At 73.7% G+C, this 25,993-nt stretch carries 22 protein-coding genes and 1 pseudogene; 15 read left to right on the forward strand and 8 right to left on the reverse strand.

Annotated elements, in window-relative coordinates:
• Positions 1-11 precede the first annotated feature (11 nt).
• Positions 12-818 (forward strand): SGNH/GDSL hydrolase family protein, encoded by an 807-nt coding sequence (locus ACIPPS_RS24970; RefSeq protein WP_401436042.1) that lies wholly within the window; start codon positions 12-14, stop codon positions 816-818.
• Here ACIPPS_RS24970 and ACIPPS_RS24975 read toward each other — a convergent pair.
• A complete protein-coding gene (locus ACIPPS_RS24975; RefSeq protein ID WP_401436045.1) occupies positions 802-2,457 on the reverse strand; it encodes a serine/threonine-protein kinase in 1,656 nt (551 codons plus the stop codon). The genes ACIPPS_RS24970 and ACIPPS_RS24975 overlap by 17 nt on opposite strands.
• A 309-nt stretch (positions 2,458-2,766) precedes the next feature.
• Between ACIPPS_RS24975 and ACIPPS_RS24980 the strand changes: the two genes are divergently transcribed.
• Positions 2,767-3,030 carry a hypothetical protein gene (locus tag ACIPPS_RS24980; protein ID WP_401436047.1) on the forward strand — a complete coding sequence of 88 codons (264 nt, stop codon included), beginning with the start codon at positions 2,767-2,769 and terminating at the stop codon, positions 3,028-3,030.
• 197 nt (positions 3,031-3,227) lie between these two features.
• On the opposite strand, the gene ACIPPS_RS24985 is transcribed toward ACIPPS_RS24980, so the two are convergent.
• The 4 genes from ACIPPS_RS24985 to hmgA form a co-directional block, all read right to left on the reverse strand.
• Positions 3,228-4,424: a CaiB/BaiF CoA transferase family protein gene (locus ACIPPS_RS24985; RefSeq protein WP_401436050.1), complete on the reverse strand. Its 1,197-nt coding sequence runs from the start codon at positions 4,422-4,424 to the stop codon at positions 3,228-3,230.
• A gap of 105 nt (positions 4,425-4,529) precedes the next feature.
• Entirely contained in the window at positions 4,530-5,741 is a 1,212-nt protein-coding gene (locus ACIPPS_RS24990; RefSeq protein WP_401436833.1) for a type ISP restriction/modification enzyme, read from the reverse strand.
• A gap of 74 nt (positions 5,742-5,815) precedes the next feature.
• Positions 5,816-6,565 carry a GntR family transcriptional regulator gene (locus tag ACIPPS_RS24995; RefSeq protein WP_401436053.1) on the reverse strand — a complete coding sequence of 250 codons (750 nt, stop codon included), beginning with the start codon at positions 6,563-6,565 and terminating at the stop codon, positions 5,816-5,818.
• A gap of 63 nt (positions 6,566-6,628) precedes the next feature.
• On the reverse strand, positions 6,629-7,978 hold the full coding sequence (gene hmgA, locus ACIPPS_RS25000) for a homogentisate 1,2-dioxygenase (protein WP_401436055.1): 1,350 nt from the start codon (positions 7,976-7,978) through the stop codon (positions 6,629-6,631).
• Between the two features lie 213 nt (positions 7,979-8,191).
• Here hmgA and ACIPPS_RS25005 point away from each other — a divergent pair, with 213 nt between their 5' ends.
• The 11 genes from ACIPPS_RS25005 (at position 8,192) to ACIPPS_RS25055 (ending at position 21,919) form a co-directional block, all read left to right on the forward strand.
• Positions 8,192-10,297, forward strand: a complete 2,106-nt coding sequence (locus tag ACIPPS_RS25005; protein WP_401436057.1) for a right-handed parallel beta-helix repeat-containing protein — start codon at positions 8,192-8,194, stop codon at positions 10,295-10,297.
• Positions 10,294-11,373, forward strand: coding sequence for a hypothetical protein (locus ACIPPS_RS25010; protein ID WP_401436059.1), 1,080 nt, complete (start codon positions 10,294-10,296; stop codon positions 11,371-11,373). The genes ACIPPS_RS25005 and ACIPPS_RS25010 overlap by 4 nt, the downstream gene beginning before the upstream one ends.
• On the forward strand, positions 11,370-12,665 hold the full coding sequence (locus tag ACIPPS_RS25015; protein WP_401436062.1) for a hypothetical protein: 1,296 nt from the start codon (positions 11,370-11,372) through the stop codon (positions 12,663-12,665). The genes ACIPPS_RS25010 and ACIPPS_RS25015 overlap by 4 nt, the downstream gene beginning before the upstream one ends.
• A 24-nt stretch (positions 12,666-12,689) precedes the next feature.
• Positions 12,690-13,511: a TetR family transcriptional regulator gene (locus ACIPPS_RS25020; RefSeq protein ID WP_401436068.1), complete on the forward strand. Its 822-nt coding sequence runs from the start codon at positions 12,690-12,692 to the stop codon at positions 13,509-13,511.
• Positions 13,512-13,591: 80 nt separating this feature from the next.
• Positions 13,592-15,799 carry a molybdopterin oxidoreductase family protein gene (locus ACIPPS_RS25025; RefSeq protein WP_401436071.1) on the forward strand — a complete coding sequence of 736 codons (2,208 nt, stop codon included), beginning with the start codon at positions 13,592-13,594 and terminating at the stop codon, positions 15,797-15,799.
• Positions 15,800-16,018: 219 nt separating this feature from the next.
• A complete protein-coding gene (locus tag ACIPPS_RS25030; protein WP_401436835.1) occupies positions 16,019-17,434 on the forward strand; it encodes a CitMHS family transporter in 1,416 nt (471 codons plus the stop codon).
• Positions 17,435-17,699: 265 nt separating this feature from the next.
• Complete coding sequence (locus ACIPPS_RS25035; protein ID WP_401436074.1) at positions 17,700-18,350, forward strand: hypothetical protein; 651 nt, start codon at positions 17,700-17,702, stop codon at positions 18,348-18,350.
• On the forward strand, positions 18,337-19,080 hold the full coding sequence (locus tag ACIPPS_RS25040; RefSeq protein ID WP_401436077.1) for a class F sortase: 744 nt from the start codon (positions 18,337-18,339) through the stop codon (positions 19,078-19,080). The genes ACIPPS_RS25035 and ACIPPS_RS25040 overlap by 14 nt, the downstream gene beginning before the upstream one ends.
• A 29-nt stretch (positions 19,081-19,109) precedes the next feature.
• Positions 19,110-19,370, forward strand: coding sequence for a hypothetical protein (locus tag ACIPPS_RS25045; protein ID WP_401436079.1), 261 nt, complete (start codon positions 19,110-19,112; stop codon positions 19,368-19,370).
• Positions 19,371-19,419: 49 nt separating this feature from the next.
• On the forward strand, positions 19,420-20,811 hold the full coding sequence (locus ACIPPS_RS25050; protein ID WP_401436081.1) for an aldehyde dehydrogenase family protein: 1,392 nt from the start codon (positions 19,420-19,422) through the stop codon (positions 20,809-20,811).
• Positions 20,812-20,833: 22 nt separating this feature from the next.
• Positions 20,834-21,919 carry a zinc-binding dehydrogenase gene (locus ACIPPS_RS25055; RefSeq protein WP_401436084.1) on the forward strand — a complete coding sequence of 362 codons (1,086 nt, stop codon included), beginning with the start codon at positions 20,834-20,836 and terminating at the stop codon, positions 21,917-21,919.
• Positions 21,920-22,005: 86 nt separating this feature from the next.
• Here the strand turns inward: ACIPPS_RS25055 and ACIPPS_RS25060 are convergent, their stop codons facing one another.
• The 3 genes from ACIPPS_RS25060 to ACIPPS_RS25070 all read right to left on the reverse strand — a co-directional run bounded on the left by ACIPPS_RS25060 (position 22,006) and on the right by ACIPPS_RS25070 (position 24,509).
• Positions 22,006-22,950, reverse strand: a complete 945-nt coding sequence (locus ACIPPS_RS25060) for a DMT family transporter (protein WP_401436086.1) — start codon at positions 22,948-22,950, stop codon at positions 22,006-22,008.
• A gap of 32 nt (positions 22,951-22,982) precedes the next feature.
• Positions 22,983-23,678 carry an ArsR/SmtB family transcription factor gene (locus ACIPPS_RS25065; protein ID WP_401436089.1) on the reverse strand — a complete coding sequence of 232 codons (696 nt, stop codon included), beginning with the start codon at positions 23,676-23,678 and terminating at the stop codon, positions 22,983-22,985.
• Between the two features lie 150 nt (positions 23,679-23,828).
• Complete coding sequence (locus tag ACIPPS_RS25070) at positions 23,829-24,509, reverse strand: TetR/AcrR family transcriptional regulator (protein WP_401436091.1); 681 nt, start codon at positions 24,507-24,509, stop codon at positions 23,829-23,831.
• Between the two features lie 97 nt (positions 24,510-24,606).
• Between ACIPPS_RS25070 and ACIPPS_RS25075 the strand changes: the two genes are divergently transcribed.
• A complete protein-coding gene (locus ACIPPS_RS25075; protein WP_401436093.1) occupies positions 24,607-25,758 on the forward strand; it encodes an acyl-CoA dehydrogenase family protein in 1,152 nt (383 codons plus the stop codon).
• Between the two features lie 24 nt (positions 25,759-25,782).
• Positions 25,783-25,947, forward strand: a pseudogene (locus ACIPPS_RS25080) (hypothetical protein); the annotation flags it as partial.
• Positions 25,948-25,993 lie beyond the last annotated feature (46 nt).

Raw genomic sequence — 25,993 nt, forward strand, 5'->3', positions numbered from 1 at the left:
AGGGAGGTTCCATGAAACTGTCCCGATTCGCGGCATTCTCGTCCTCGCTCCTCCTCGGTGCCGTCCTCGCCCTCACCGGGGCGGGAGCCGCACAGGCCGCCGAAACAGCCGCCGTCGACTACGTGGCGCTGGGCGACTCGTACTCCTCCGGCGTCGGAGCCGGCAGCTACGACAGCGCCAGCGGCGACTGCAAGCGCTCCACGAAGGCCTTCCCCGTCCTCTGGAAGAACGCGAACGCACCCTCGTCGTTCGCGTTCACGGCGTGCTCGGGCGCCCGAACGGGTGATGTCACGAGCGGTCAGCTCGGACCCCTCTCCACCGCCACCGACCTGGTCTCCGTCACGATCGGGGGAAATGACGCCGGCTTCGCCGACGTCATGACCACCTGCGTCCTCCAGTCGGAGACCACCTGTATCAACCGTGTGAATCAAGCCAAGTCCTATGTCGCCGACACCCTGCCCGGAAAGCTCGACTCGGTATACGCGGCCATCCGGGCCAAGGCGCCGAACGCCCGGGTCGTCGTCCTCGGCTACCCCCGCTTCTACAAGCTCGGCGGCAGCTGCCTCGCCGGCCTGAGCGAGAACGAACGACGCGCCATCAACGAGGGATCGGACATCCTCAACGAGGCCACCGCCAAGCGCGCCGCCGACCACGGCTACACCTTCGCCGGCGTGGTCCCCGCCTTCACCGGCCACGAGATCTGCTCCAGCTCGTCGTGGCTGCACAGCGTCAACTGGCTCAACATCGGCGAGTCGTACCACCCCACGGCCGCCGGTCAGTCCGGCGGCTACCTGCCCAGCTTCAGAGCTGTGGCGTAGCCGATCCGCTCGGGGAGGTGGCCCCGCCCGTCGGGGTCACCTGCTCGCAGGTCACCGTGAACTCCACCCAGTTCGAGCGCTTCTCGACCGGAGCGCGCACCTCCAGCCTGATCCGGTCGCGCCATGTGTCGTCCGCCCGGTGCGTCAGCTCGGTGTGCTCGACGTTCTTCTCCCGCGGGCCGTCCGCCGGGAACTCCAGCGTCCGCCAGCCCTGTTCGGCCGAGGTCTCCCCGCTCTCGGTGACCCAGCGGTACTCCACCGAGGTGGGTGTCCGGCCCACCGTGAGCGTCGCGACGAACGCGGGGGCCCGCTCCTCCGGCGGCGGGCAGGTGCCCGTGTGACTGCCGCGCACCGCCCGCACGTGCACCAGGACCGTGGGCGCCTGCGGTGCCGTGGTGCCGGTCGTGGCCGTCGGCCCGGTCGGCGTGGGTCTGGTGGGGGGTGCCGTGGTGGGCGCGCCGGTCGGGGGCGCGCTCGTCGCCGGTGAACTCGTCACCTGCGCGTCGCCCGGACCTCCGCTGTCTCCGTTCCGCAGCAGCGCGTACGTCAGGGCGCCCACGGCGAGCAGCAGCAGGACCACGCCGGTCGCGAGGACGGCCACCGCCCGCCCCGAGCGGTCCGGCGGCTCCGCCTGACCGCGCGAGCTGTGCGCCGGGAGGGGCTGAGGCGGCGTCGGGTTCGGAGTCGGGATCGGGATCGGGGCCGTCGGCCGGTTCGGCCCCTCGTCCGAGGTCCGGCCGGTCGGCCCGTACGGCTCCGAGCGCACCGGCCCCGAACGGGGCGAGCCGCCCGCGCCCACCAGCCTCAACTGCCGTTCGGCCTCGTCCGCCGAGAGGCGGTCGCCCGGCTCCTTGCGCAGCAGGCCCTCGATGACCGGCGCGAGCGGGCCCGCGCGACGCGACGGCGGCAGTTCCTCGTCGACGACGGCGCGCAGCGTCGTCAGGGGGGTGTCCTGGCGGAAGGGCGAACTGCCCTCCACCGCCGCGTAGAGCAGGATCCCCAGTGACCACAGGTCCGAGGCCGGGCCGGGGGTCCGGCCCAACGCCCGCTCGGGCGCCAGGAATTCGGGCGACCCGATCAGCTCGCCCGTCATCGTCAGCGGAGACGTCCCCTCCACCGCCGCGATCCCGAAGTCGGTCAGCACGACCCGGCCGTCGTTGGCGAGCAGGACGTTGCCCGGCTTCACGTCCCGGTGCAGCACCCCCGCCTCGTGCGCGGCGCGCAGCGCCGCGAGGACCTCGGCACCGATGAGCGCGGCGCGCTGCGGGGGCATCGGCCCCTCCGCGTCGATCACGTCGGCGAGGGTCAGGCCCTGGATCAGCTCCATGACGATCCAGGGGCGGCCGTCCTCGGTGGCCACGTCGTACACCGTCACCGCGTTCCGGTGCGCGATCCGGGCGGTCGCCCAGGCCTCGCGCTCCAGGCGGGCGTACAGCCGCTGCTCGTCGGCGCCGCTCAGGCCGGCCGGGGCGCGGACCTCCTTCACGGCCACGTCCCGGCCGAGAGCCTCGTCCCTGGCCCGCCAGACCGTGCCCATGCCGCCCTGTCCGATGACGTCCAGGAGCCGGTAACGCCCCGCGATCACGGTCATGGCGCGTCCCTCTCCGTCGTCGGCCCGGTCCGGGTCCTGTTTGAGCATGTCTGCCCCCCGGCGGGGTGGTTCGAACACCGCGCGGAGAACGCGGTGTGATCTTGGTGGCGGAGATCACACATCGTCAGACGGTGACAGAGGACGACAGCCGGCGGCCTTGCGTGCAGGATGGTTCGTGACGGTTCGGCAGGTGTTCGAGGCCTGTCCAACTCACCCTGAAATCAGATGGATTCGGACAGTAGTCGTCAACGCCCGTACGAGTGCGGTGAATCCTGCCGTCGGGATACACGAGTGTCAGCACGGAGCGATAGGGTTAACCTGCCCGGGCCGGGTGCCCTCGTTAGGGTGGGGAGTGTCATGGAACAGATAGCAATGCGCAGCAGGCCGCGAGTGCCTGCCATCACATGCGGGAACAGCGCGACCAGTTCGCGGCTCGACCGCCATCTCGCGGTGCTCGGCGGCCCCGTCGTGCCACAGCGCGAGGCGGCCGAGGCGACGCTGCTGATGCGCGAGCTCACCTCGCGCGACATCACGCAGACCCGCAGGAGCAAGAGCGCGCGCGTCTCGCTCTTCGCCCCCCTCCGCCGCCTGCGCCGCAGCCTCTTCGGCAGCAGAGGCTGAGCCGCCGGAGATAGCGGGCACGCATCCCGCAGGGCGGGACAGGTGGGCACAACCCCGACGACGGCGCGCGCCCACCCCCGTTCACCCCGTGATGCGGTCCTCCCGCGACCGTCCCACCACCGACCGTCCCGTACGTGACCGTCCCCCCGTCCCTCCACCGACCGTCCCGCCCTGTGACCGTCCCCTCTCGCGGGCGGTCACGCCACGACCCCGTCCGCCCGTAGCACCCGCAGCTCCTCCGGCGTGACGCCCAACTCCCCGAGCACGACGTCCGTGTCGTCCCCCAGCCCCGGCACGCGGCCCATCGGGGCCTCCGGCCCGTCCGGGTACGTGACGGGCGGCACCAGCGAGCGCAACGGCCCCACCGGCGACCCCACCTCCCGCCACCGCTCCCGCGCCGCCAGCTGCGGATGCTGCGCCAGGTCCGCCACGGTGTTCAGCCGCGCGCACGCGATCCCCGCCGCGTCCAGCCGCGCCAGCGCCTGCGCCGCCGTCAGCGGCGCCAGCGCACCGGCCACCACCGCGTCCGTCGCCGTGCGACCGGCCACCCGCGCCGTGTTCGTCGCGAAGGCGGGATCGTCCGCCAGATCCGGCCGCTCCAGCACCTGCTCGGCCAGCCGCCGCCACTCCCGGTCGTTCTGGACCGACAGCAGCACCAGGCTCCCGTCGACCGTCGGGTAGGCGTCGTACGGCGCGATGACGGCGTGCGCGAGCCCCGTGCGCGCCGGGGCCGTGCCCCCGTGCATCCCGTGGTGCAGCGGATGCCCCATCCACTCGGCCAGCGAGTCGAGCAGCGACACCTCCACCGGCCCGCCCCGCCCGGTCGTCCCGCGCCGCACCAGCGCGGCGAGGACACCCGCGTACGCGTACATCCCGGCCGCGATGTCGGCCGCCGGGATCCCCGACTTCACCGGCTGCTCCTCGGTCCCGGTCACCGAGACGAGCCCGGCCTCGCACTGCACGAGCATGTCGTACGCCCGCTTGTGCGCGTACGGCCCGCCCGGCCCGTACCCCGAGAGGTCGACCGCGATCAGCCGGGGATGCGCCGCGCACAGGGTGGCCGCGTCCAGGCCGAGCCTGGCCGCCGCCCCCTGCGCCAGGTTCTGCACGAAGACGTCAGCACCGGCCACGAGCCGGCGGACCAGGCCGAGCCCGCGCCCGTCCTTGAGGTCGACGGCCACCGACTCCTTGCCCCGGTTGCACCACACGAAGTGCGAGGCGAGTCCCCGGGCCGCCGTGTCGTACCCCCGCGCGAAGTCACCGCCGTCGGGGCGTTCGACCTTGATGACGCGGGCGCCCAGATCGGCGAGCTGGCGGGTGGCGAAGGGGGCGGCGACGGCCTGCTCGACCGCGACGACCGTGATCCCCTCCAGGGGGAGTGGCTGAGTGCTCATGACAGCCCTGACTACCCGGTGCCCGGCGGCTTGTCACCGTCGCCCTCGTCACGTGCGCCCCCGTCACCCCCGCGCGTACCGCCGACGACGTGCGGGCGGCCCCGGTCACAGCAGCGCGAACTGGCCCTCCGGGCCCTCCTCCTGGTGGTCCAGGACGGAGGCGGGACGGCGGGACGCCTCCGGTACGGGCAGGACCCCCGCCTCGCGCAGCGCACTCCGGGGCAGCCGGGGCGCTCGGGTCAGCGCCGCGCGCTCCTCGTCCCGGGCGGCGAGGAGCGCGAGGACGGTGACGAGCTCCAGGAGTTCGGAGGTCCACTCCTGCGGCCAGGCGGCAGGCCCGATCGCCTCAAGACCGCCCGGCTCCGCGGGCGCGGTCCGATGGGTGAACCACTGCTCCAGCATCCGTACGCCCCCCACGTGGAACTCCCAGGCGGCGGCCGGGACGGGCGAGATCCTGCCCTCGTCGAGGGTCAGCGTCTCCTCCCCGGGCTCGTACGCGAGCGTCGTCGGCCGGGCCGGGATCGGCGCCCGGACGTAGGGGCGCCGCCCGCCCGGCAGCCGGGGCCGCTCGCCGCCCCGGGCGCCCCGCAGCTGGATGTCGGTGAGGGCGCGGCCGAGCTCCACGCCCGCCGCCCACACGTCCGGGTCCGCCGGGAGCGGGACACGGCAGCCGGCGGCGGAGGGGCGGGCGGCCGCCACGGCCCAGGCCGGCACGTCGGCGGCGGCGACCTGGCATCCGTACCGCTCGCCCAGCCAGTCGAGCAGACCCGGCGTGAGGTTCGGCTCCGCGCCCCCGGGGCGGCGGAACAGCGGCCGGATCCGGCCCGGCCGCCCGGCAGGGGAGCGGCCCGCGGGCAGCGCCGCCGTCACCAGCAGCGCGGGTCCGGCCGCGCCCGGCACGTACCCCTGCTCGACGGCGAAGAGCTGGTGCGCGTCGGCGACCCGCCACAGCTCGGGGCGAGCGGTGTCGATCAGCCGGTGGTCGGGGAGCAGCCACTGCTCGTCGAAGGGCCCGTGGGCGAGCCGTACCGGATCCGGGCAGGGCCCCGTCTCCCGGGCGAACCGGACCGTGCCGGTCCGCTGCCCGGGCAGCGCGGCCACGGAACTCGACAAGGTGCGCGCCCGGCTGGGCCGGAACAGCTCCTGGCGTTCCGCCGGGTCGGCGGCGACCAGCCGGTTCCAGCGCTCGCGCAGCGTGCGTACGTCCGGCGCCACGATCCAGGAGCGGCCGAGCCGCAGCGGTGCGACGGACCACGGCATCAGCTCGTCCAGGAGGGGCGCGTCGTCCAGCGGTACGTCTTCGGTCACGCCTCGGATGCTAGCGAGCGGGCTCGGTGTGCCTCCACCGGTCGACGGGCCCCTGTCCTCGGCCTCCGGCCGCCGGTCGTCCCTCAGCGCGCCTCGACCGTCACCGTGAAGGAGAACCGGTCGCCCCGGTACCGGATCCGGGCCACGTCCACCACCCGGCCGCCCTCGTCGTACGTGACGCCCGTGTAGTGCAGGATCGGCGACAGCAGCGGGACCTGGAGGAGGGCCGCCGTCTCCGGGTCGGCCAGCCGGGCCTCGACCGTGTCCGTGATCCGGCTGATCCTGACCCCCAGCACGTCCCGCAGCACCTTCGTCATCGGCCAGCGCTCCAGGTCGGCCGGGTCGAGACCGGCCGCGACCTCCGGGCGTACCGCGTTCTCCGCCCAGTTGGTGGGCTCCCCGCTCTCCCCGTCGCTGCGCAGCCGCCGGTACGCGACCACCTCCGTGACGTCGGGGAAGAACTCCGCCAGCTCACCCGGCACCGGTTCGGGGCCGTGGCCGAGGACGGTGGTCCGCTCGCCGGACTGCTGGGCCACGATCGCGTCGATCGAACCGAGCAGCCGGCGCGGGGAGGACCGCCGGGCGCCCGGCTCGATGAAGGTGCCGCGCCGCCGGTGCCGGCTGATCAGACCCTCCTGCTCCAGCTCCTTGAGGGCCTGGCGCATCGTCAGCACGCTCACGCCGTAGTGCGCCGCGAGCTGCTCCTCGGTGGGCAGCCGCAGCGAGGCGTCGGGCGTGCGGCCCAGTATGGAGGCGCGCAGCGACTGCGAGACCTGATACCAGAGCGGCAGCTTGCGGTTCAGGACCAGCGAGTCGGGAGCGAAGGCGGTCACGGCGTTCTCCGTACGACGACAACGGGACTCGGGGACGGCGAGTCCCGACACGGCTACGAGACTCTACGGCCGGAAGTGGCGCTCAAGACCCTGCCATACGTCGTCGTAGGCGCCCTGACGGTGGTCGGCGTCGGCCGCCTGGGCGGTGGCCGTGAGCGGCCAGCGGGTCTCGAACATGAAGGCCAGACCGTCGTCGATCTTCTGCGGCTTCAGCTCGGCGGCGCTCGCCCTGTCGAAGGTCTCCCGGTCCGGGCCGTGCGCGGACATCATGTTGTGCAGCGAGCCTCCGCCCGGGACGAAGCCTTCGGCCTTCGCGTCGTACGCGCCCTCGATGAGGCCCATGTACTCGCTCATCACGTTGCGGTGGAAGTACGGCGGCCGGAAGGTGTCCTCGCCCACCAGCCAGCGCGGGGCGAAGACCACGAAGTCGACGCCGGCGAGGCCGGGGGTGTCGGTCGGCGAGGTGAGGACCGTGAAGATCGACGGGTCCGGGTGGTCGTACGAGATCGTCCCGATGACGTTGAAGCGGCGCAGGTCGTAGACGTACGGGGTGTGGTTGCCGTGCCAGGCGACGACGTCGAGCGGGGAGTGGTCGTAGGTCGCGGACCAGAGGTTGCCGCAGAACTTGTTGACGACCTCGACCGGGCCCTCGGCGTCCTCGTACGCGGCCACCGGAGCGCGGAAGTCGCGGGCGTTCGCCAGGCCGTTGGCGCCGATCGGGCCGAGGTCGGGGAGCTGGAAGGGCGCTCCGTAGTTCTCGCAGACGTAGCCGCGGGCGGTGGCGTCGAGGAGTTCGACCCGGAAGCGGACGCCGCGGGGGACCAGGGCGACCTCGCCGGGGTGGACGGCGAGCAGGCCGAGTTCCGTACGGAGGAGCAGGTCACCGCGCTCGGGGACGATCAGCAGCTCACCGTCGGCGTCGCTGAAGACCCGCTCCATGGAGGCGTTCGCGTGGTACAGGTGCACGGCCATGCCGGTGCGCTGGGTGGCGTCGCCGTTGCCGCCGAGCGTCCAGAGGCCGGCCAGCCAGTCGGTGCCCGGCGCCGGGTCGGGGAGCGGGTTCCACCGCAGCCGGTTGGGGTCGGGGACGGTCTCGGTGAACGGCGCGGAGCGGACGGCGCCGTTGTCGGTCCGGACGAACGGCGGGTGCGCGGCCGAGGGATGGATCCGGTAGAGCCACGAGCGGCGGTTGTGGGCGCGCGGCTCGGTGAACGCGCTGCCGCTCAGCTGCTCCGCGTACAGGCCGAGGGGGGCGCGCTGCGGCGCGTTGCGGCCGTGCGGCAGTGCGCCGGGGACCGCTTCCGAGCTGTGCTCGTTGCCGAACCCGGTGCTGTACGTCAGCGCCTCGGCGGTCTTCCGAGCCGTCTCTCTGGCCTGCCGCGTGGCCTGCTGCGTGGCCTGCTCCGTGGTCATCGCCCGCTCCTGTCTGAGCCCGCAAGGGGAATCCTATGGAAGACCGTAGGATTCCGCGACCGCTCACGTCAACGGGTCTCGGGGGTGTCCTGCGGGGTCTGGCGGGGTGTTGCTGGGAACTCGCGGGAACTCGCGGGAACTCGCGGGTCTCGGTTCGACGTGACGCGTGCATGAGGGGTTTCAAAAGATGAACAATGCTCTACTCTCACGCGCATGTCGTGGACCCGCAGGCTCCTTGTCGCGCTCTCGGTCGTTCTCGCGGCGCTCGCCGCCGCGCTCGTCACCGCCCCCGGGGCCCAGGCCCACGAGGAGCGGCCCGTCACCTTCCCCGACGGCTCCGGCAGCGTGCCGACGCTGCGAACCGGGGAGCCCGACCTCCTGGTCTGCAAGACGGACCGGGCCGACTTCACCCGCCGGATCTCCGCCTTCCCCGCCGAGCTGAAGGCCCGCAACCTGACCCTCTTCGACCGCTGCGCGCGCAGCGGCCACCGCCATCTCCAGGAGGCCGTCGACGCCGTCGACCGGCCCGGGATGACCATCGCCGTCCTGCCCGGCCTGTACGAGGAGGAGCCCTCCCAGCCCGCGCCGACCGGCGCCTGCGCCGTGCTGAAGGCCCCCAGGTCGGCGCTCGGCTACCAGATCCTGTCGTACGAGCAGCAGAGGCAGTGCCCGCACAACCAGAACCTCGTCGCCATCCTCGGCAAGAAGAACCTCCAGATCGAGGGCACCGGCGCCTCCCGTCTGGACGTCGTCTTCGACGCGAAGTACACCAAGCTCAACGCCCTGCGCGCCGACGGCTCCGACGGCGTCTACTTCCGCAACTTCACCGCCCAGCGCACCACCTTCAACTCGCTGTACGTGCTGGCGGCCGACGGCTTCGTCATCGACGACGTGCTCACCCGGTGGAACGACGAGTACGGCTTCCTCACCTTCGCCTCCGACCACGGCCTCTACAAGAACTGCGAGTCGTACGGCAACGGGGACTCCGGCATCTATCCGGGCTCGGCCTCCGACATCAACGACGGCCGCGGCTACGACGTCCCGCGCTACTCCATCGAGATCACGGGCTGCCGCAGCCACCACAACATGGTCGGCTACAGCGGCACGGCAGGGGACTCGGTGTATGTCCACGACAACGAGTTCGACCACAACATGGGCGGCGCCTCCATGGACTCCGCCTTCCCCGGCCACCCCGGACTCCCGCAGAACCACGCCCGCTTCGAGCGGAACCTGATCCACGACAACAACCAGAACTACTACCGGTACGTCGCCGACGGCACCTGCGCCAAGCCCCCGGTCGAGCGCGGCTACGAACAGGGCGTCGTCTGCCCGCAGATTTCCATGCCGCCGGGCACCGGCATCATCACCGCGGGCGGCAACTGGAACCTGTACGAGAACAACTGGGTGTACGGACACCAGCGCGCCGCCTTCTTCCTGAGCGCCGTCCCCGCGTTCATCCGGGGCGAGTCGGCCTGGGGCAAGCAGACCGACACCTCCCACCACAACCGCTACGCCGGTAACCGTCTGGGCGTCGACCGCTCCGGCGCCTCCCGGCCCAACCGCGCGGACGTCTGGTGGGACGGCCAGGGGGGCGGCAACTGCTGGCAGGCCGAGGGCAAGCCCTCGGGGGCGTCGAACCCGGGCGCCCTGCCCGAGTGCGGGAAGCGGCGCGGCGAGGTCGCCGGGAACACCGACCGGCTCGTCGGCGAACCGGCCAAGCTCGCCCACCTCCTGGTCTGCGCCGACTACAACGTCCAGGCGCGCCGACTGCCCGCCGGCTGCGACTGGTACGGAGCCCGGGGGATCCAGCGGGTCGAGACCCAGCTCGCCCTGGGGATCGCCGTCGTCCTCGCCCTCGTGGGCGGCGCCCTGTGGTGGCGCAGGCTCCGTGGCCACCGGCTCGCGGGCCTCGCGACCCTCGGGGGGCTCGTGGGCCTCGTCCTGGACGTGGTCGGCTCCACCCTCGGCCTGGCCTCCGGCCCCCTGCCCGCGCTCGCGCTGCTCCTGATCGGCGCCTGGTGGACCGTCCTGGGCCTCGCTCTTCGCCCGACCCGCCCCGCCCTCGCCTGGACCACCCTCGCGCTCGGCGCCCTCACCCTCCTCGACGCCTTCGACAAGGCCGTCCTGATGATCCCCTGGATCCCCCTCAGCCCCGCCTGGCTGCGCGGCCTCCTCGCGGTGGTCTGGGTGCTGTGGGCGGTGGTGGCGGCCGGCCGCCGCGCCCCCGGAGAAGCGGGCGACCGCGAACCGGCCCCCGACCCCGGCCCGCCCCCGGTCGCCGCCGCCACCCGCGAGGCGAGCGACGGAGCCACCTCATGAGGCGGCCACCGACGAGGGCTGCGGGGCCGCAGCGGCGGGGAGCGGCGACCCAGGCCGTGCCGCCGGAGCGCGCAGCGGCCACCCGGCCGCCGGAGCGCGGAACGGTGCCGGCCCCGGTCGTGCCGCAGCGGCGGGGAGCGGCGACCCAGGCCGTGCCGCCGGAGCGCGCAGCGGCCACCCGGGCGCCGCAGCGGGGAGCGGCGGCGGTCCCGGTCGTTCGCCTCGCCCGCCGACGGGCCGCCGTGCTCGCCGGGGTCCTGCTCGCCGTCGCCCTGGCCGCCGCCGGGTGCGGCGGTCGGCCCACGACCCATCACAAGCCGGGGACCAGTCACCAGGAGGCCACCGGAGGCAGCGGCACCCTGCTCGCGGCCACGGACGAGGCGGGACACCGGCTCCGGGAGGTACCGGCCGACGGCGCGCCCGCCGTACGTGTCGCGGCGCGGCCCGACACCCAGGGCGGCTGGAACATCCACCTCACCGTGGAGAGGTTCCGCTTCACCCCCGAGAGCGTCGGCGGCGCGGCCATCCCGGGCCGGGGTCACGCCCGGCTGCTGGTCGACGGCAAGGAGACCGGCCGGGCCTACGGCCCCTGGCAGCACGTCCCGCCCGGCGCCCGCGCGGTCACCGTCCGGCTCCACGCCGACGACCACACCGTCTGGGCGGTCGCCGGCCAGCCGGTCGAGGCCACCGTCCCCCTCTCCACCACCGCCACGACGCCCCCCGCGCCGACGCCCCCCGCGCCGACAGCCGACGGGGCCCCGCCCCCCACGCCGACGGCCAACGCGCCGACGAGCCCCGCCCCGACGGCCGCCCCCGGCCGGACCGTCGAGATCACCGTCACCGGTACGTCCGTCCAACCACCCCCCTCCCGCATCGAGTTGAAGAAGGGTGAACGGCTCACCCTCCGCGTCACGGCCGACCGCGCCGACACCCTCCACGTCCACGGCTACGACCGTGAACTGCCCCTCGTCCCCGGCGAACCCGGCACCCTCACCTTCACCGCCGACCGCACCGGCCTCTTCGAGGTCGAGACCCACGGCTCCGGGCTCCTGCTGACCCAGCTCGTCGTCCGATGACCACCCCTCCGTCCGCCCCGGCCCCCGACCACCTCCTCGCCCACGGCATCGGCTCCCAGCACGACCTCCCCCTCTCGCCCTTCTACGCCTACGCGGGGGCCTTCGCCGCGCTCTTCGTCTCCTTCCTGGCCCTCGGCCTGCTCTGGCCCACCTCCCGGTTCCGCGGCGACCGGGCAGGCCGCCCGCTGCCCGCCGCCGTCCAGCGCCTCGCCGACGCCCCGGCCACCCGGACCGCCCTGCGCCTCGCCGGGGCGGCCGCCGCCACGGCCGTCCTGCTCCACCTTCTCCTCGGCCCCGACGACCCGGACCGCAACCCCGCACCCGGCGCCGTCTACGTCCTGCTCTGGGTGGGCCTCGTCCCCGCCTCCCTCCTCCTCGGGCCCGTCTGGCGCCTCCTCAACCCCCTGCGCACCCTCCACGCGCTGCTGCCCGCTCCCCGTCACCCCCGCCCGCTGCCGGCCGGGCTCGGCATCCGCCCCGCCGCCGCGGGGCTCCTCCTCTTCGCCTGGCTCGAACTCGCCGCCCCCGACCCCGCGTCCACCACCACCCTCCTCGCCTTCCTCGCCGTCCTCACGGTCACCGGCGTCCTCGGCGCCGCCCGTCACGGCCCCGACTGGTTCGCCCGCGCCGACCCCTTCGAGGTCTACTCCTCCCTCCTCGCCCGGCTCTCCCCGCTCGGCCGCCGGGCCGACGGCCGACTCGTCCTGCGCTCCCCCTTCGACAGCCTCGACTCCACCCCGAGGACACCCGGCCTCGTCGCCACCGTCTGCGTCCTGCTCGGCTCCACCGCCTACGACGGCTTCTCCGACAACCCTCGCTGGATCACCACCCTCCAGACGTCACCCCTCGGCCCGACCGTCACCGCCACCCTCGGTCTGCTCGCCGCCATCGCCCTGGTCGCCGCCCTCTACGGCCTCTGTGCCGGCACCCTGCGTCTGATGTCCCGCGAACTCACCACCCCTCTCACCTCCTTCGCGCACTCCCTCCTGCCCATCGCCCTCGGCTATCTCGTCGCCCACTACTTCACACTCCTCGTGACCGAAGGGCCACGTACCGTCATGATGGCAGGGGGCACTGACAACGCCCCCGAACCCGCTCCACCACTGGCCCCCGGCGCCCTCGCCACGCTCCAGGTCACCGCCATCGTCACCGGCCACGTGCTCGGTGTCGTCGCCGCCCACGACCGCGCCGTGCGCCTCTTCCCGCCCGCCCGGGCCGTGGCGGGCCAACTCCCCCTGTTCGCGCTGATGATCGCGTACACCCTCGGCGGCATCGGCCTGCTCATCGCCTGACCCGACCAGCGACGGAGCGGCATCATGGACCTCGTGCCCCAGCCTTCTCTCCGTCGCACCCCCGTCCAGCAGCGCAGCGCCGAGCGCCTCGCCCGGATCCTCGACGCCTGCGCCGAACTCCTCGACGAGACCGGCTACGAGCAGCTGAGCACCCGCGCGGTCGCCCAGCGGGCGGGCGTCCCCATCGGCTCCGTCTACCGCTTCTTCGGCAACAAGCGCGCGATGGCCGACGCCCTCGCCCACCGCAACCTCGACCGTTACGCCGAGCGGATCTCCGCCCGCCTCGCCGCGACCGCGCGGGTCGACGCGTACAGCGCGATCGACGGCGTCCTGGACGAGTACATCGCGATGAAGCGCACCGTCCCCGGCTTCGCGCTCGTCGACTTCGGCGTCCCGGCCCCCACCGGCCCCGACCACGCCGATCCCGCCGACCGCGCCGACCACGCTGATCCCGCCGATCCCTCCGACCACTCCGATCCCGGCGACCCCGCCGCCCACGCCGACCGCGCCGACCGCGCCGACCACGCCGACCCTGCCGATCACGCCGATCCCGAGGGCGACCGCGGCAAGGGCACTGTCGCCCCACCCCCGGGCGGCCCCGGCGCCCCGGGGTCCGGCTCCGGGGGCGATGCCAACCATCTCGTCGCCGACCGCCTCTGCGGTCTCCTCGCCGCCCATCTCGGCCGCACCGCCGACGAGGCCCTGCGCCGCAAGGTCCTGGTCGGTGTCGAGGCGGCCGACGCGCTGCTCCAGCTGGCCTTCCGTACCGCCCCGTCCGGGGACCCCGCACTCATCGCCGAGACGCGCCACCTCCTCTACGCCTATCTCGCACCCTCCTTGAGCTGACGGACCCTCCCCACCGTCCGTACCGGTCGGTATGCTCGCTGGTGCCCGCGCGCCACCGCCGCCGCTCCAGGGAGTCCGCCATGTCCACCGCCCTGCGCATCTGCCCCCTCTGCGAAGCCACCTGCGGGCTGACGCTCACCCTCGACGGCACCCGGATCACCGGCGCGCGCGGCGACCGCGACGACGTCTTCAGCCAGGGCTTCATCTGCCCCAAGGGCGCCTCCTTCGGCGAGGTCGACGCCGACCCCGACCGGCTCACCGGCCCCCTGGTCCGCAAGGACGGCACGCTCCAGGAAGCCACCTGGGACGAGGCGTTCGACACCGTCGCCGCCCGGATCAGGCCCCTGATCGAGACCTACGGTCCGAACGCGGTGGGCCTCGTGCTCGGCAACCCGAACGTCCACACCATGGCCGGCGCCCTCTACCCCCCGCTGCTGATCGGCGCCCTGCGGACCCGGAACCTGTTCACCGCCTCCACCCTCGACCAGATGCCCAAGCACGTCTCCAGCGGGCTGCTGTTCGGCGACCCCTTCGCCGTCCCCGTCCCGGACCTCGACCGCACCGACCACCTGCTGATGCTCGGTGCCAACCCGATGGACTCCAACGGCAGCCTCTGCACCGCCCCCGACTTCCCCGGCAAGCTCAAGGCGCTCCGCCGGCGCGGCGGCACGCTCACCGTCGTCGACCCGCGACGTACCCGCACCGCCCGGCTCGCCGACCGCCACCTCGCCATCCGCCCCGGCACCGACGCCCTCTTCCTCGCCGCGCTCGTCCACACCCTCTTCGCGGAGGACCTCACCGCCCCCGGCCCGCTCGCCGATCACGTCCAGGGCATCGAGGACGTACGGGAAGCGGTACGGGAGTTCACGCCCGAGGCCGTCGCCGCCGCCTGCGACCTGGACGCCGCCACCATCCGTACCGTCGCCCGCGAGCTCGCCGCCGCGCCCACGGCCGCCGTCTACGGCCGGATGGGGAGCTCCACCGTGGCCTACGGCACCCTCGCCAACTGGCTCGTCGACGTCCTCAACGTCCTCACCGGCAACCTCGACCGCCCCGGCGGCGCGCTCTTCCCGCTCTCCGCCACCGCCCCCGCACCGCGACCGGCCGGTCCCGGCAAGGGCTTCGCGCTCGGCCGCTGGACCAGCAGGGTCTCCGGCCATCCCGAGGCCAAGGGCGAACTCCCCACCGCCGCGCTCGCCGAGGAGATCGAGACGCCGGAGCGCGTGGCGGGGGAGGGGCGGATCCGCGCCGTGATCACCATCGCCGCCAATCCGGTCCTGTCCGCCCCCGACGGGCTGCGCCTGGACCGGGCGCTCGGCGCGCTCGACTTCATGGTGGCCGTCGACCCGTACCTCAACGAGACCACCCGCCACGCCGATGTCGTCCTGCCCCCGCCGCCGCCCTCCCGCAGCGCCCACTTCGACTTCGCCTTCAACGGCTTCGCGGTCCGTAACCAGGTCCGCTTCGCCCCGCCCGCCGTCCCTCTGGAAGAGGGACGGATGGACGAGTGCGAGATCCACGCCCGGCTCGTCCTCGCCGTCTCCGGGATGCACGGCGCCCCGCCGTCCGCCGTCGACGACCTCGCCATCGACACCGCCCTCGCCAAGGCCGTCACCCAGCCGCACTCACCCGTCCACGGCGCCGACCCGCAGACCCTCGCCGCCGGACTGAGCGGCGCCACGGGGCCCGAACGGCGGCTCGACATGATGCTCCGCCTCGGCCCGTACGACCTCACCCTCGACGCCCTGCGCGGGGCCCCGCACGGCATCGACCTCGGCCCCCTGAAGCCCCGTCTCCCCGGCCTCCTCAAGACCCGCAGCGGACGGGTCGAGCTGCTGCCCGCCCCGATCGCCGCCGACCTGCCCCGGCTGCGCGCCGCCCTGGACGCCGAGCCGGGCGGCCTGGTCCTCGTCGGCCGCCGTCATCTGCGCTCCAACAACAGCTGGATGCACAACGCGCCGTCCCTCAACCGGGGTTCGAACCGGTGCACCCTCCAGGTCCACCCGGCCGACGCCGACCGCCTCGGCCTCGCCGACGGCAAACCAGCCCGGATCGCGGCGGAAGGCGGGGCGCTGGAGGTCGAGGTGGAGGTCACCGACGCCGTACGGACCGGGGTGGTGAGCCTGCCGCACGGCTGGGGCCACGACCGGTCCGGCACCCGTCTGGCGGTCGCCGGCGCCCGCCCTGGTGTCAACGTCAACCAGCTCCTCGACGGTTCCCGGCTGGACCCGCTGTCCGGCACCGCCGTGCTCAACGGATTCCCCGTCGAACTGGCGCCCCTGCCGTGACACCCGGGGCGCCCCCGGGGGTGCCCCTCGGGGCGAGCCCTGCCGTGCCCCCCGCCGTGCCCCCTGTCGTGACCCCTGCGTTGACCTGGGGTTTTGCTCGTATTGCTCACGCGTCACCATCTTGTTAACGGCGGAAGAGGGCCCCTAACGTCATCCGGACCGCCGCACCGGCGGGAGCCGCCCCGGTGCGAGTTCAAAGGTGAACGTGAGGTGTCCTCCATGCTGACCGTCCTGGGCTTCGCCATGATCGCGACCTTCCTGGTCCTGATCATGACGAAGAAGATGTCGCCGATCGCGGCGCTCGTGCTGATCCCCGCGCTGTTCTGCGTCGCCGTCGGGCAGGGGGCAGACCTCGGCGACTACGTCATCGACGGCGTCCAGAACCTCGCCCCCACCGCCGCGATGCTCATGTTCGCCATCGTCTACTTCGGCGTGATGATCGATGTCGGCCTCTTCGACCCGATCGTCCGGGGCATCCTGCGCTTCTGCAAGGCCGACCCGGTGCGGGTGGTGGTCGGTACGGCGGTCCTCGCCGCGATCGTCTCGCTCGACGGCGACGGCTCGACCACCTTCATGATCACCGTCTCGGCGATGTACCCGCTCTACAAGCGTCTGGGGATGAGTCTGGTCGTCATGACCGGTGTCGCCGCCACCGCCAACGGCGTCATGAACACCCTCCCCTGGGGCGGCCCGACCTCGCGCGCCGCGACCGCGCTCAAGGTCGACGCGGCCGACATCTTCGTCCCGATGATCCCGGCGCTCGGTGTGGGGCTGCTCTTCGTCTTCGCCCTCGCGTACGTCCTCGGCCGCCGCGAGCGCAAGCGCATCGGTTACCTCACCCTGGACGAGGTCCTGGAGCCGCGGACGGAGACCGTACTGGTGGGCAGCGGGGCGGGTGGTGGCGGCGGTACGGAGGTGACGAAGGCGTCGGCCTCCGGGGCCACGGCGACGGGGCCCGGCTCGGAGGCGAGCGCCGAGGCGGCCGACGGGGGCTTCCAGGGGCTCGATCCGCACCGGCCGACCCTGCGGCCCAAGCTGTACTGGTTCAACGCCGGCCTCACCCTCGCGCTGCTCACCGCGATGATCCTCGAAGTGCTGCCGATCCCGGTCCTGTTCCTGCTCGGCGCCGCCCTCGCGCTCACCGTCAACTACCCGAACATGGCCGACCAGAAGGCCCGGATCGGCGCCCACGCCGAGAACGTCCTCAATGTGGCCGGCATGGTCTTCGCGGCCGCCGTCTTCACCGGCGTCCTGACCGGTACGGGCATGGTCAAGCACATGGCCGACTGGCTGGTGGGCGCGATCCCCGAGGGCATGGGTCCGCACATGGCGCTGGTCACCGGTCTGCTGAGCCTCCCGCTCACGTACTTCATGTCGAACGACGGCTTCTACTTCGGCGTCCTGCCCGTCCTCGCCGAGGCGGGCGCGGCGCACGGCGTCGGACCGTTGGAGATCGCCCGGGCCTCGATCGTCGGTCAGGCGCTGCACATGTCCAGCCCGCTGGTCCCGGCCGTGTACGTCCTGGTCGGCATGGCGAAGGTCGAGTTCGGCGACCACACGCGGTTCACCGTGAAGTGGGCGGCGCTCACGTCGCTGGTGGTCCTCGCGGCGGGAATCCTGTTCGGGATCATCTAGCCACGGGGGACGTGGGCGAGCCGGCGGCGCGGAGCGCGGGCGAGCCGGCGCCGGAGGCACGCGGGCGATCCGGCGGCGCGAGGACGCGGGCGAGCCGGCGGCGCGAGGACGCGGAAGGCGGCGTTCCTCGGCCGGGGGAGTGAATATCGGAGAGCGGTGCGGCACGGCTGCCACTCTGCGTATTCCCGTCATGACAGATAGTCAGATTATCGGTCAATCTGTCCGTGTCTTCATGACTGGTCTTCGTGACTGGAGGAACCCCCGCATGACCGCTCTGGCAGTACGTCCCCTGCTGTCCGTCGCCGCCGCGTCACTCGCCCTCGGAACCGTCTCCCTGGCCGGCGCCCCCGCCGCGTACGCGGCTCCCGGCGACAACGGCGACGTCAAGGTCCACCACGCCGGACCGTTCCCGCCCCGCACGCCCGTCGACGACCGGAGCAACAAGCCCCAGGTCTGCAAGTTCTACTTCTCGGCCTTCGACTTCGACGGGCTCCAGGAGCTGAACTGGACGGTCTCCCCGCAGCCGGCCGTGGACAGCGTCGCCCTCACCGGCAGGATCACCGTCGACGCCCAGGGCAACGGCAACACCCCGAACCTGGCCCTCGCCGACGGCATGTACAAGGTCGAGTGGACGTGGGAGGGCCAGCAGGGCGCCGCGAAGAGCAAGGTCTTCAGGGTCGACTGCCTCGACGACGTCACCAACCCGACGCAGCCGCCCACCACCGGCGGCAACGGCGGCAACGGCCCGCAGCGGCCTCCGCACGGTCCGGTCGGGGCGGGCGGCGGCGGCAGCGCCGACGCCCTCGGCGGTGACTCCGCCTTCGGGGTCGGAGCGGCCCTCGCCGCCGGCCTCGCGGGCATGGCCGGTCTGATCCTCGTCCGCCGGTCGCGTCGCCGCACGCATGGCGCGTCGTAGGTCCCGCATCACGCGCAGACAGCGGCGCCGCCTCCGGCTCACCCGGACCGTGGTGGTGACCCTGTCGCTGGTCGGCGGCGGCATCTGGTGGGCCCAGGACGAGGAACCGTCCGGCCCACCGGCGGTCGCCGCCCCGGCCGCGCACGCGGCGGACCGGGCTCCGGCCGACAGCCCGGCCGAACCGGGGCGGCAGCGCGACCAGAAGCCGAAGGCGCAGCCGAGGCCCAAGGCTCTGGAGCAGGCCCCGTCGTCGCCCGCGCCCCTCGCCCGCTCGCGCGCCACCGAGGTCGCCATCCCGGCGATCACCATCGAGGCTCCGGTCGTCGGCCTGGCCCTGGACCGGTCCGGACAGCTCGGCTCCCCGCCGATCGAGAACCCCCGGATCGTCGGCTGGTACGCGGAGGGCCCCGCCCCGGGAGAGCGCGGCACCGCGATCGTGGTGGGCCACCGCGACACCCGCACCGGTCCCGCCATCTTCCTCAACCTCGACTCGCTCGCGCCCGGCAACACCGTCCGGGTCGCCCGCGCCGACGGCAAGGTCGCCGTCTTCACGATCGACAAGGTCCGCACGTACACGAAGGAGAACTTCCCCGACCGCGAGGTCTACGGCTCCACGGGCCGCCCCGAGCTCCGGCTGCTCACCTGCGGCGGTCCCTTCGACGCCAAGAAGGGCTATACGGCGAACATCGTCGTCTTCGCCCATCTCACGGACGTCGCCCGGACGATCTGAGCGGCGGTGGGCCCGCCGTCCGTCGGGCCATGCCCCGCGGGCTCGCGCGCACCCGCAGCGCGCCCGCCGGGTACGGCAGTTCCGACGCCGACGCCGACGCCGACGCCGACGCCGCTGCCGACGACGCCGTCGCCCTGTCGAACCCTCTGCCGTCCCAGGACGCGGCCGAGGGCGGCAAGGGCGGCGGCGTGCGCCGTTCGCCGAAGGCCCTGGCGTCAGCGGCGGCGTGCGCCGTTCGCCGAAGGCCCTGGCGCCCGAAAACTAACAGCGCTAGTTTGGTGCCGATGTGAACCGGCCGGTAACGAAGCCCGATGGACCGAAGGACCGAAGGAGCAGCGGATGAAGAGCCACGACGCGATGTACATCGGCGGGGAGTGGCGGCCCGCCGCGTCCCCGGAGACCCTCCCGGTCGTCAACCCGGCCGACGAGCAGGTCATCGCCCATGTCCCGGCCGGCAGCGCCGAGGACGTCGACGCCGCCGTACGGGCCGCGCGCGCCGCCTTCCCCGGCTGGGCCGCCACCCCGCCGGCCGAGCGCGCCAAGCTGCTCGGCGCGCTCCGCGACGGCCTCGCGGCCCGTGCCGAGGAGATCGCCGCCACCGTCACCGCCGAGCTGGGCGCCCCGCCGCAGCTCGCCGCCGCCGTCCACGCCGGCCTGCCGGTCGCGGTCGCGGGCTCGTACGCCGACCTCGCCGCCACCCACCCCTTCGAGGAGAAGGTCGGCAACTCCACCGTCTACTCCGAGCCGGTCGGTGTCGTCGGCGCGATCACCCCGTGGAACTACCCGCTCCACCAGATCGTTGCCAAGGTCGCCCCCGCGCTGGCGGCCGGCTGCACCGTCGTCCTCAAGCCGGCCGAGGACACCCCGCTGACCGCCCAGCTCTTCGCCGACGTGGTCGACGCGGCGGGCTTCCCGGCCGGCGTCTTCAACCTGGTCACCGGCCTCGGCCCGGTCGCCGGGCAGGCGCTCGCCGAGCACGCGGACGTCGACCTCGTCTCCTTCACCGGCTCCACCGCCGTCGGAAAGCGGATCGGTGCCCTCGCGGGCGGAGCGGTCAAGCGGGTCGCGCTGGAGCTCGGCGGCAAGTCCGCCAACGTCATCCTGCCCGGCGCCGACCTCGGCAAGGCCGTCGCCGTCGGCATCGCCAACGTCATGAGCAACTCCGGCCAGACGTGCAGCGCCTGGACCCGGATGCTCGTCCACCGCGACCAGTACGACGAGGCGGTGGCGCTCGCCGTCGAGGCCGTCGCCAAGTACGTCCCCGGTGAGCGCGTCGGCCCGCTCGTCAGCGCCAAGCAGCTCCAGCGGGTGCGCGGCTACATCGAGAAGGGCGTCGAGGAGGGCGCCCGGGTCGTCGCGGGCGGCGCCGAGGCACCCCGCGAGACCGGCTACTACGTCTCCCCGACGGTCTTCGCGGACGTCACGCGGGAGATGACCATCGCCCAGGAGGAGATCTTCGGACCGGTCGTCTCGATCCTCCGGTACGAGGACGAGGACGACGCCCTCGCCATCGCCAACGGGACCGTCTACGGGCTCGGCGGTGCCGTCTGGGGCGCGCCGGACGAGGCCGTCGCCTTCGCCCGCCGCATGGACACCGGCCAGGTCGACATCAACGGCGGCCGCTTCAACCCGCTGGCCCCGTTCGGCGGCTACAAGCAGTCGGGCGTGGGGCGCGAGCTCGGGGCGCACGGCCTCTCCGAGTACCTCCAGACCAAGTCCCTCCAGTTCTGAGCCCCGAGGAGCGCAACGCGTCATGAGTGTGGTCCGCGCCGCCTTCCTGCCCGCCGTCGGCTCTCCGCTGGAGATCGCCGGCATACGTCTGCCCGAGCCCGGCCCCGGCCAGGTCCGGGTCCGTCTCGCCGCCGCCGGGGTCTGCCACTCCGACCTGTCCCTGACCAACGGCACCATGCGGGTGCCCGTGCCCGCCGTCCTCGGTCACGAGGGCGCCGGAACGGTCGTCTCCGTCGGCGAGGGGGTCACGCGTGTCGCCCCCGGCGACCCAGTGGTCCTGAACTGGGCGCCGTCCTGCGGCGCCTGCCACCCCTGCTCGCTCGGCGAGGTCTGGCTCTGCGCCGACGCGCTGACCGGCGCGGGCGCCGTCCACGCCGCCACCGAGGACGGCACCGAGCTCCACCCCGGGCTCAACGTGGCGGCCTTCGCCGAGGAGACCGTCGTCGCGGAGAAGTGCGTCCTGCCCGTGCCGGACGGGGTGCCGCTCACCGACGCGGCGCTCCTCGGCTGCGCGGTGCTCACCGGCTGGGGCGCCATCCACCACTCGGCCCGGGTCCGGCAGGGCGAGTCCGTCGTCGTGTACGGGGTCGGCGGCGTCGGCCTCGCCACCCTCCAGGCCGCCCGGATCGCCGGCGCCTCGCCGATCATCGCGGTGGACGTCTCGCCGGAGAAGGAGGCCCTGGCCCGGGCCGCCGGAGCGACCGAGTACGTCGTCGCCTCCGAGACCACCGCCAAGGAGGTCCGGAAGCTGACGGGCGGCCAGGGCGCCGACGTGGCCGTCGAATGCGTGGGTCGCGCCACCACCATCCGTACCGCCTGGGACTCCACCCGGCGCGGCGGCCGCACCACGGTCGTCGGCATCGGCGGCAAGGACCAGCAGGTCACCTTCCACGCCCTGGAGCTCTTCCACTGGGGCCGGACCCTGTCCGGCTGCGTGTACGGGAACTCAGACCCGGCCGAGGACCTGCCCGTGCTCGCCGAGCACATCCGGGCCGGCCGCCTCGACCTGGGCGCACTGGTCACCGAACGGATCACCCTCGACGGCATCCCGGGCGCCTTCGACAACATGCTCGCGGGCAAGGGCGGCCGGGCGCTGGTGGTCTTCTAGCCGGGCGGGCGCCACCGGCCCGTCAGGCCCTGGCTTCCTGTCCGGCCGACCCCAGGGGCCGGCCGGACAGGAAGCCCCACCGTTCTCTAGCCGCGCCCGCTGTACTCCGCGTTCCCGGCCGGTGCCTTCGCAGGGGGCTTCGGGCGGGAACGCGCGACCGCCACACCCGCCAGGCAGAGCGCCCCGCCCGCGAGCGTCAGCAGACCCGGCAGTTCGCCGAGGAAGACCCACGCCATCAGGACCACCAGCGCGGGTACGGCGTACGTCGTCGCGCCCATCCGGCCGGCGGTCGTACGGGCCAGGGCGTAGGCCCAGGTCGTGAAGGCGAGGGCGGTCGGGAAGACCCCGAGGTACACCATGTTCAGGGTCGCCGACAGCGGGGCCCGGGCCGCCTCGTCGATCAGCTGTCCGGCGAAGGGCAGGCACGCCACCGCGCCGACCAGGCACCCGAAGGTCGTGACCTGGAGGGCGCTCCCGTGCGCCAGGGCCGGCTTCTGCGCGACGACGCCACCCGCGTACGCGATCGCCGCCACCACGCAGAGCACGACGCCCAGCACCGAGGCGTGGCCCTCGCCGGACATCGACAGCCCCACGGCCACCGCACCCGCGAAGGAGACGGCCATGCCCGCGATCAGCCGGGGCGGCAGCCGCTCGCCGAGGAACCGGGCGCCGAGCAGGGCGATCAGGATCGGCCCGATGTTCACGAGCATCGCCGCCGTCCCGGCGTCGACCTCCTGCTCGCCCCAGTTGAGGGCCACCATGTACGCGCCGAACCACAGGACACCGGAGACCGCGATCCCCGGCCAGGCCGCCCGGGGCGGCAGACCTTCCCGCCGGATCAGCAGGACGACGGCGAGGACGAGCGCGCCGGAGAGCAGCCGCCCGAGGGCGAGGGCACCGGGGGAGTAGGCCGCCCCGGCGCTGCGGATCGACACGAAGGCGGAGGCCCACAGGACGACGGTGACGGACGCGGCCGCGAGCGCGAGGCGCGACGTGCCGTGGGGAGCGGGCGTTGCCGGGGAGTTGGTCATGGGAGGACCGTAGGCCCCGGACCCTTCGGCGCTCACCGCAATATCGCCGGGTCGATGCCCAGGGCCTCGCGCAGGGCGCGTTCGCCGTCGGCGGTCACCTTCACGGCCCGCTCGGAGCCGATCCGTACGCACCAGCCGCTGTCCAGCGCGTACCGGCACAGCGAGGCGCCCGCGACGCCGGCGAGGTGCGGCCTGCGCTCGGTCCGGTCGAGGCAGCCCCGGGCCACCGGCCGCCGCCCTGTCGCCGTCAGGTCGATGCCCCGGTCCCCGAACCAGGTCACGCCCTGGTCGGTGAGCGCGAAGCCGGTGTCCTGGCGCAGCAGTCCGCGCGCGGTCATCGCCTCGGTGATCGTGATGCCGAGCCGCCCCGCGAGATGGTCGTAACAGGTACGCCCCCGCGCCATCGCCTCGCCCGCGCTCGCGGCCCGCAGGGTGCGGGGCGGCGCCTTCGAGGCGGGCTCGGAGCGGGCCGCGAGGTCCTCGACCAGGTGCGCGATCCCGGGATCGGCGAGCCGCACGTACCGGTGCCGGCCCTGCCGTTCCTCGGCGAGCACCCCGCCCGCGACGAGCTTCCCGAGGTGCTCACTGGCCGTGGACGGCGCCACGCGCGCGTGGCGCGCGAGCTCCCCGGCGGTCCAGGCCCGCCCGTCGAGCAGGGCGAGCACGAACGAGGCACGGGTCTCGTCGGCGAAGAGCGTGGCGAGGGCGGCGAGATCTTTGGAGGCCATGGCCCCAGGATGAGGCCCGCACCGTTCGGCGTCCGCCGAACGATCCGAAGGCCCGGAAGGCCCGGAGCGAACAGGCCGAACAGGCCGAACCGGCCGATGCGAGCGGCCCGAAGGCCCGGACCGAACAGGCCGAACCGGCCGATCCTCCGGCTACGAACCGCTCGTCGCCCCCTTGCGCCCCCGCGCGCCCGCCCCCGCCCCCGTCTCGTACTGCAGCGCCAGGCCGTCGAGCAGCGCCCGCAGGCCCGTCTCGAAGGCGCCCTCGTCGACCTTCTGGCGGTGTTCCGCGAGCAGGTGCGCCTGGCCGAGGTGCGGGTAGTCGGCGGGGTCGTAGGCCGTCTCGTCGTCGACGAAGCCGCGTGCGAAGGAGCCCAGGGCCGAGCCGGTGACGAAGTAGCGCATCAGCGCGCCGATGTACGTCGCCTGCGCCGGCGGCCAGCCCGCGCGGACCATCGCGCCGAAGACGGCGTCGGCGACCCGCAGGCCCGCCGGGCGGCGGCCCGGGCCCTGGGCGAGGACCGGGACGATGTGCGGGTGGTCGGCGAGGGCGGCGCGGTAGGAGACGGCCCAGTCGTGCAGGGCCGTACGCCAGTCGCGTCCGTCGCCCTCCTCGAACATCGACAGGTCGACTTTGGCGCTGGCCGCGTCGGCGACCGCGTCCAAGATGTCGTCCTTGGTGCGGAAGTGGTTGTAGAGGGACGGCCCGCTCACCCCGAGCTCGGCCGCGAGCCGCCGCGTCGAGAGCGCCGCGAGGCCCTCCGCGTCCACGAGCGCGCTCGCCGTCTCGACGATCCGGTCTCTGCTCAGGAGGGGCTTGCGCGGTCGGGCCATGGCGCACATAGTAGGCCTGCACAACGGAAACTAGCAGTGCTAATTAAAGCCTGCTGAGGCAAGCCTCTTCAGTCTCTTCCCGAAGGTCGGTGGCGCAGTGAACCTGGAGCTCACGGAGGAACAGGAAGCCGTACGGCAGCTCGCCGAGGACTTCGTCGCCCGCGAGGTCGCCCCGCACGTCGTCGCGTGGGACCGCGCCGAGGACGTGGACCGGTCGATCGTGAAGAAGCTGGGGGCCGTCGGCTTCCTCGGCCTGACGATCCCCGAGGAGTACGGCGGCTCGGGCGGCGACCACCTCGCGTACTGCCTGGTCACCGAGGAGCTCGGCCGCGGCGACTCCTCCGTGCGCGGCATCGTCTCCGTCTCCCTGGGCCTGGTCGCCAAGACCATCGCCTCCTGGGGCGACGAGGAGCAGAAGCGGACCTGGCTGCCCCGGCTCGCCTCCGGCGACGCCCTCGGCTGCTTCGGGCTGACCGAGCCCGGCACCGGTTCGGACGCCGGAAACCTCGCCACCAGGGCCGTCCGTGACGGGGACACGTACGTCGTCAACGGCTCGAAGATGTTCATCACCAACGGAACCTGGGCCGACGTGGTCCTGCTCTTCGCCCGTACCGGAGACGCGCCCGGCCACAAGGGCGTCTCCGCCTTCCTCGTCCCCACCGACACCCCCGGCCTCACCCGCCGCACCATCCACGGCAAGCTCGGCCTGCGCGGCCAGGCCACCGCCGAGCTGGTCCTCCAGGACGTGCGCGTCCCCGCCGCCGCGATGCTGGGCCCCGAGGGCAAGGGCTTCTCCGTCGCCATGTCCGCGCTGGCCAAGGGGCGGATGTCGGTCGCGGCCGGCTGCGTCGGCATCGCGCAGGCGGCCCTCGACGCGGCCGTGCGCTACGCGGGGGAGCGCGAGCAGTTCGGCAAGCCGATCGCCTCGTACCAGCTGGTCCAGGAGCTGATCAGCGACATCTCCGTGGATGTGGACGCCTCCCGGCTGCTGACCTGGCGGGTCGCCGACCTCATCGACCGGGGGCAGGACTTCGCCACCGCCGCCTCCAAGGCCAAGCTGTACGCCTCCGAGGCCGCCGTGCGCGCCGCCAACAACGCCCTCCAGGTCTTCGGCGGCTACGGCTACATCGACGAGTACCCGGTCGGCAAGCTGCTGCGCGACGCGCGGGTGATGACGCTCTACGAGGGCACGAGCCAGATCCAGAAGCTGATCATCGGACGCGCGCTGACGGGTGTGTCGGCGTTCTGAGGTGGGGGTCGGCGTCCTGAGCGGGTGCGCGCCTTCCTCGCCGTCGCCGTCCTCCACCTCACCACCTCCGCCTCCACGCTCGCCGAGGTCGTCCGCGGCCGGCGGGAGGCGGGCCGGATCGTCGGCCGCGTCGACCAGGCCCGGCTGGAGAAGCTCCTCGCCGAGCACGACCCCCTCCAGAAGCTCTAAGCGCTTGCTCAGCTTCGTTGTATGGTGTTCGTCCTGACGACCGGCT

It is taken from the genome of Streptomyces sp. NPDC090127 (genome assembly GCF_044746945.1).
Taxonomy (GTDB): domain Bacteria; phylum Actinomycetota; class Actinomycetes; order Streptomycetales; family Streptomycetaceae; genus Streptomyces.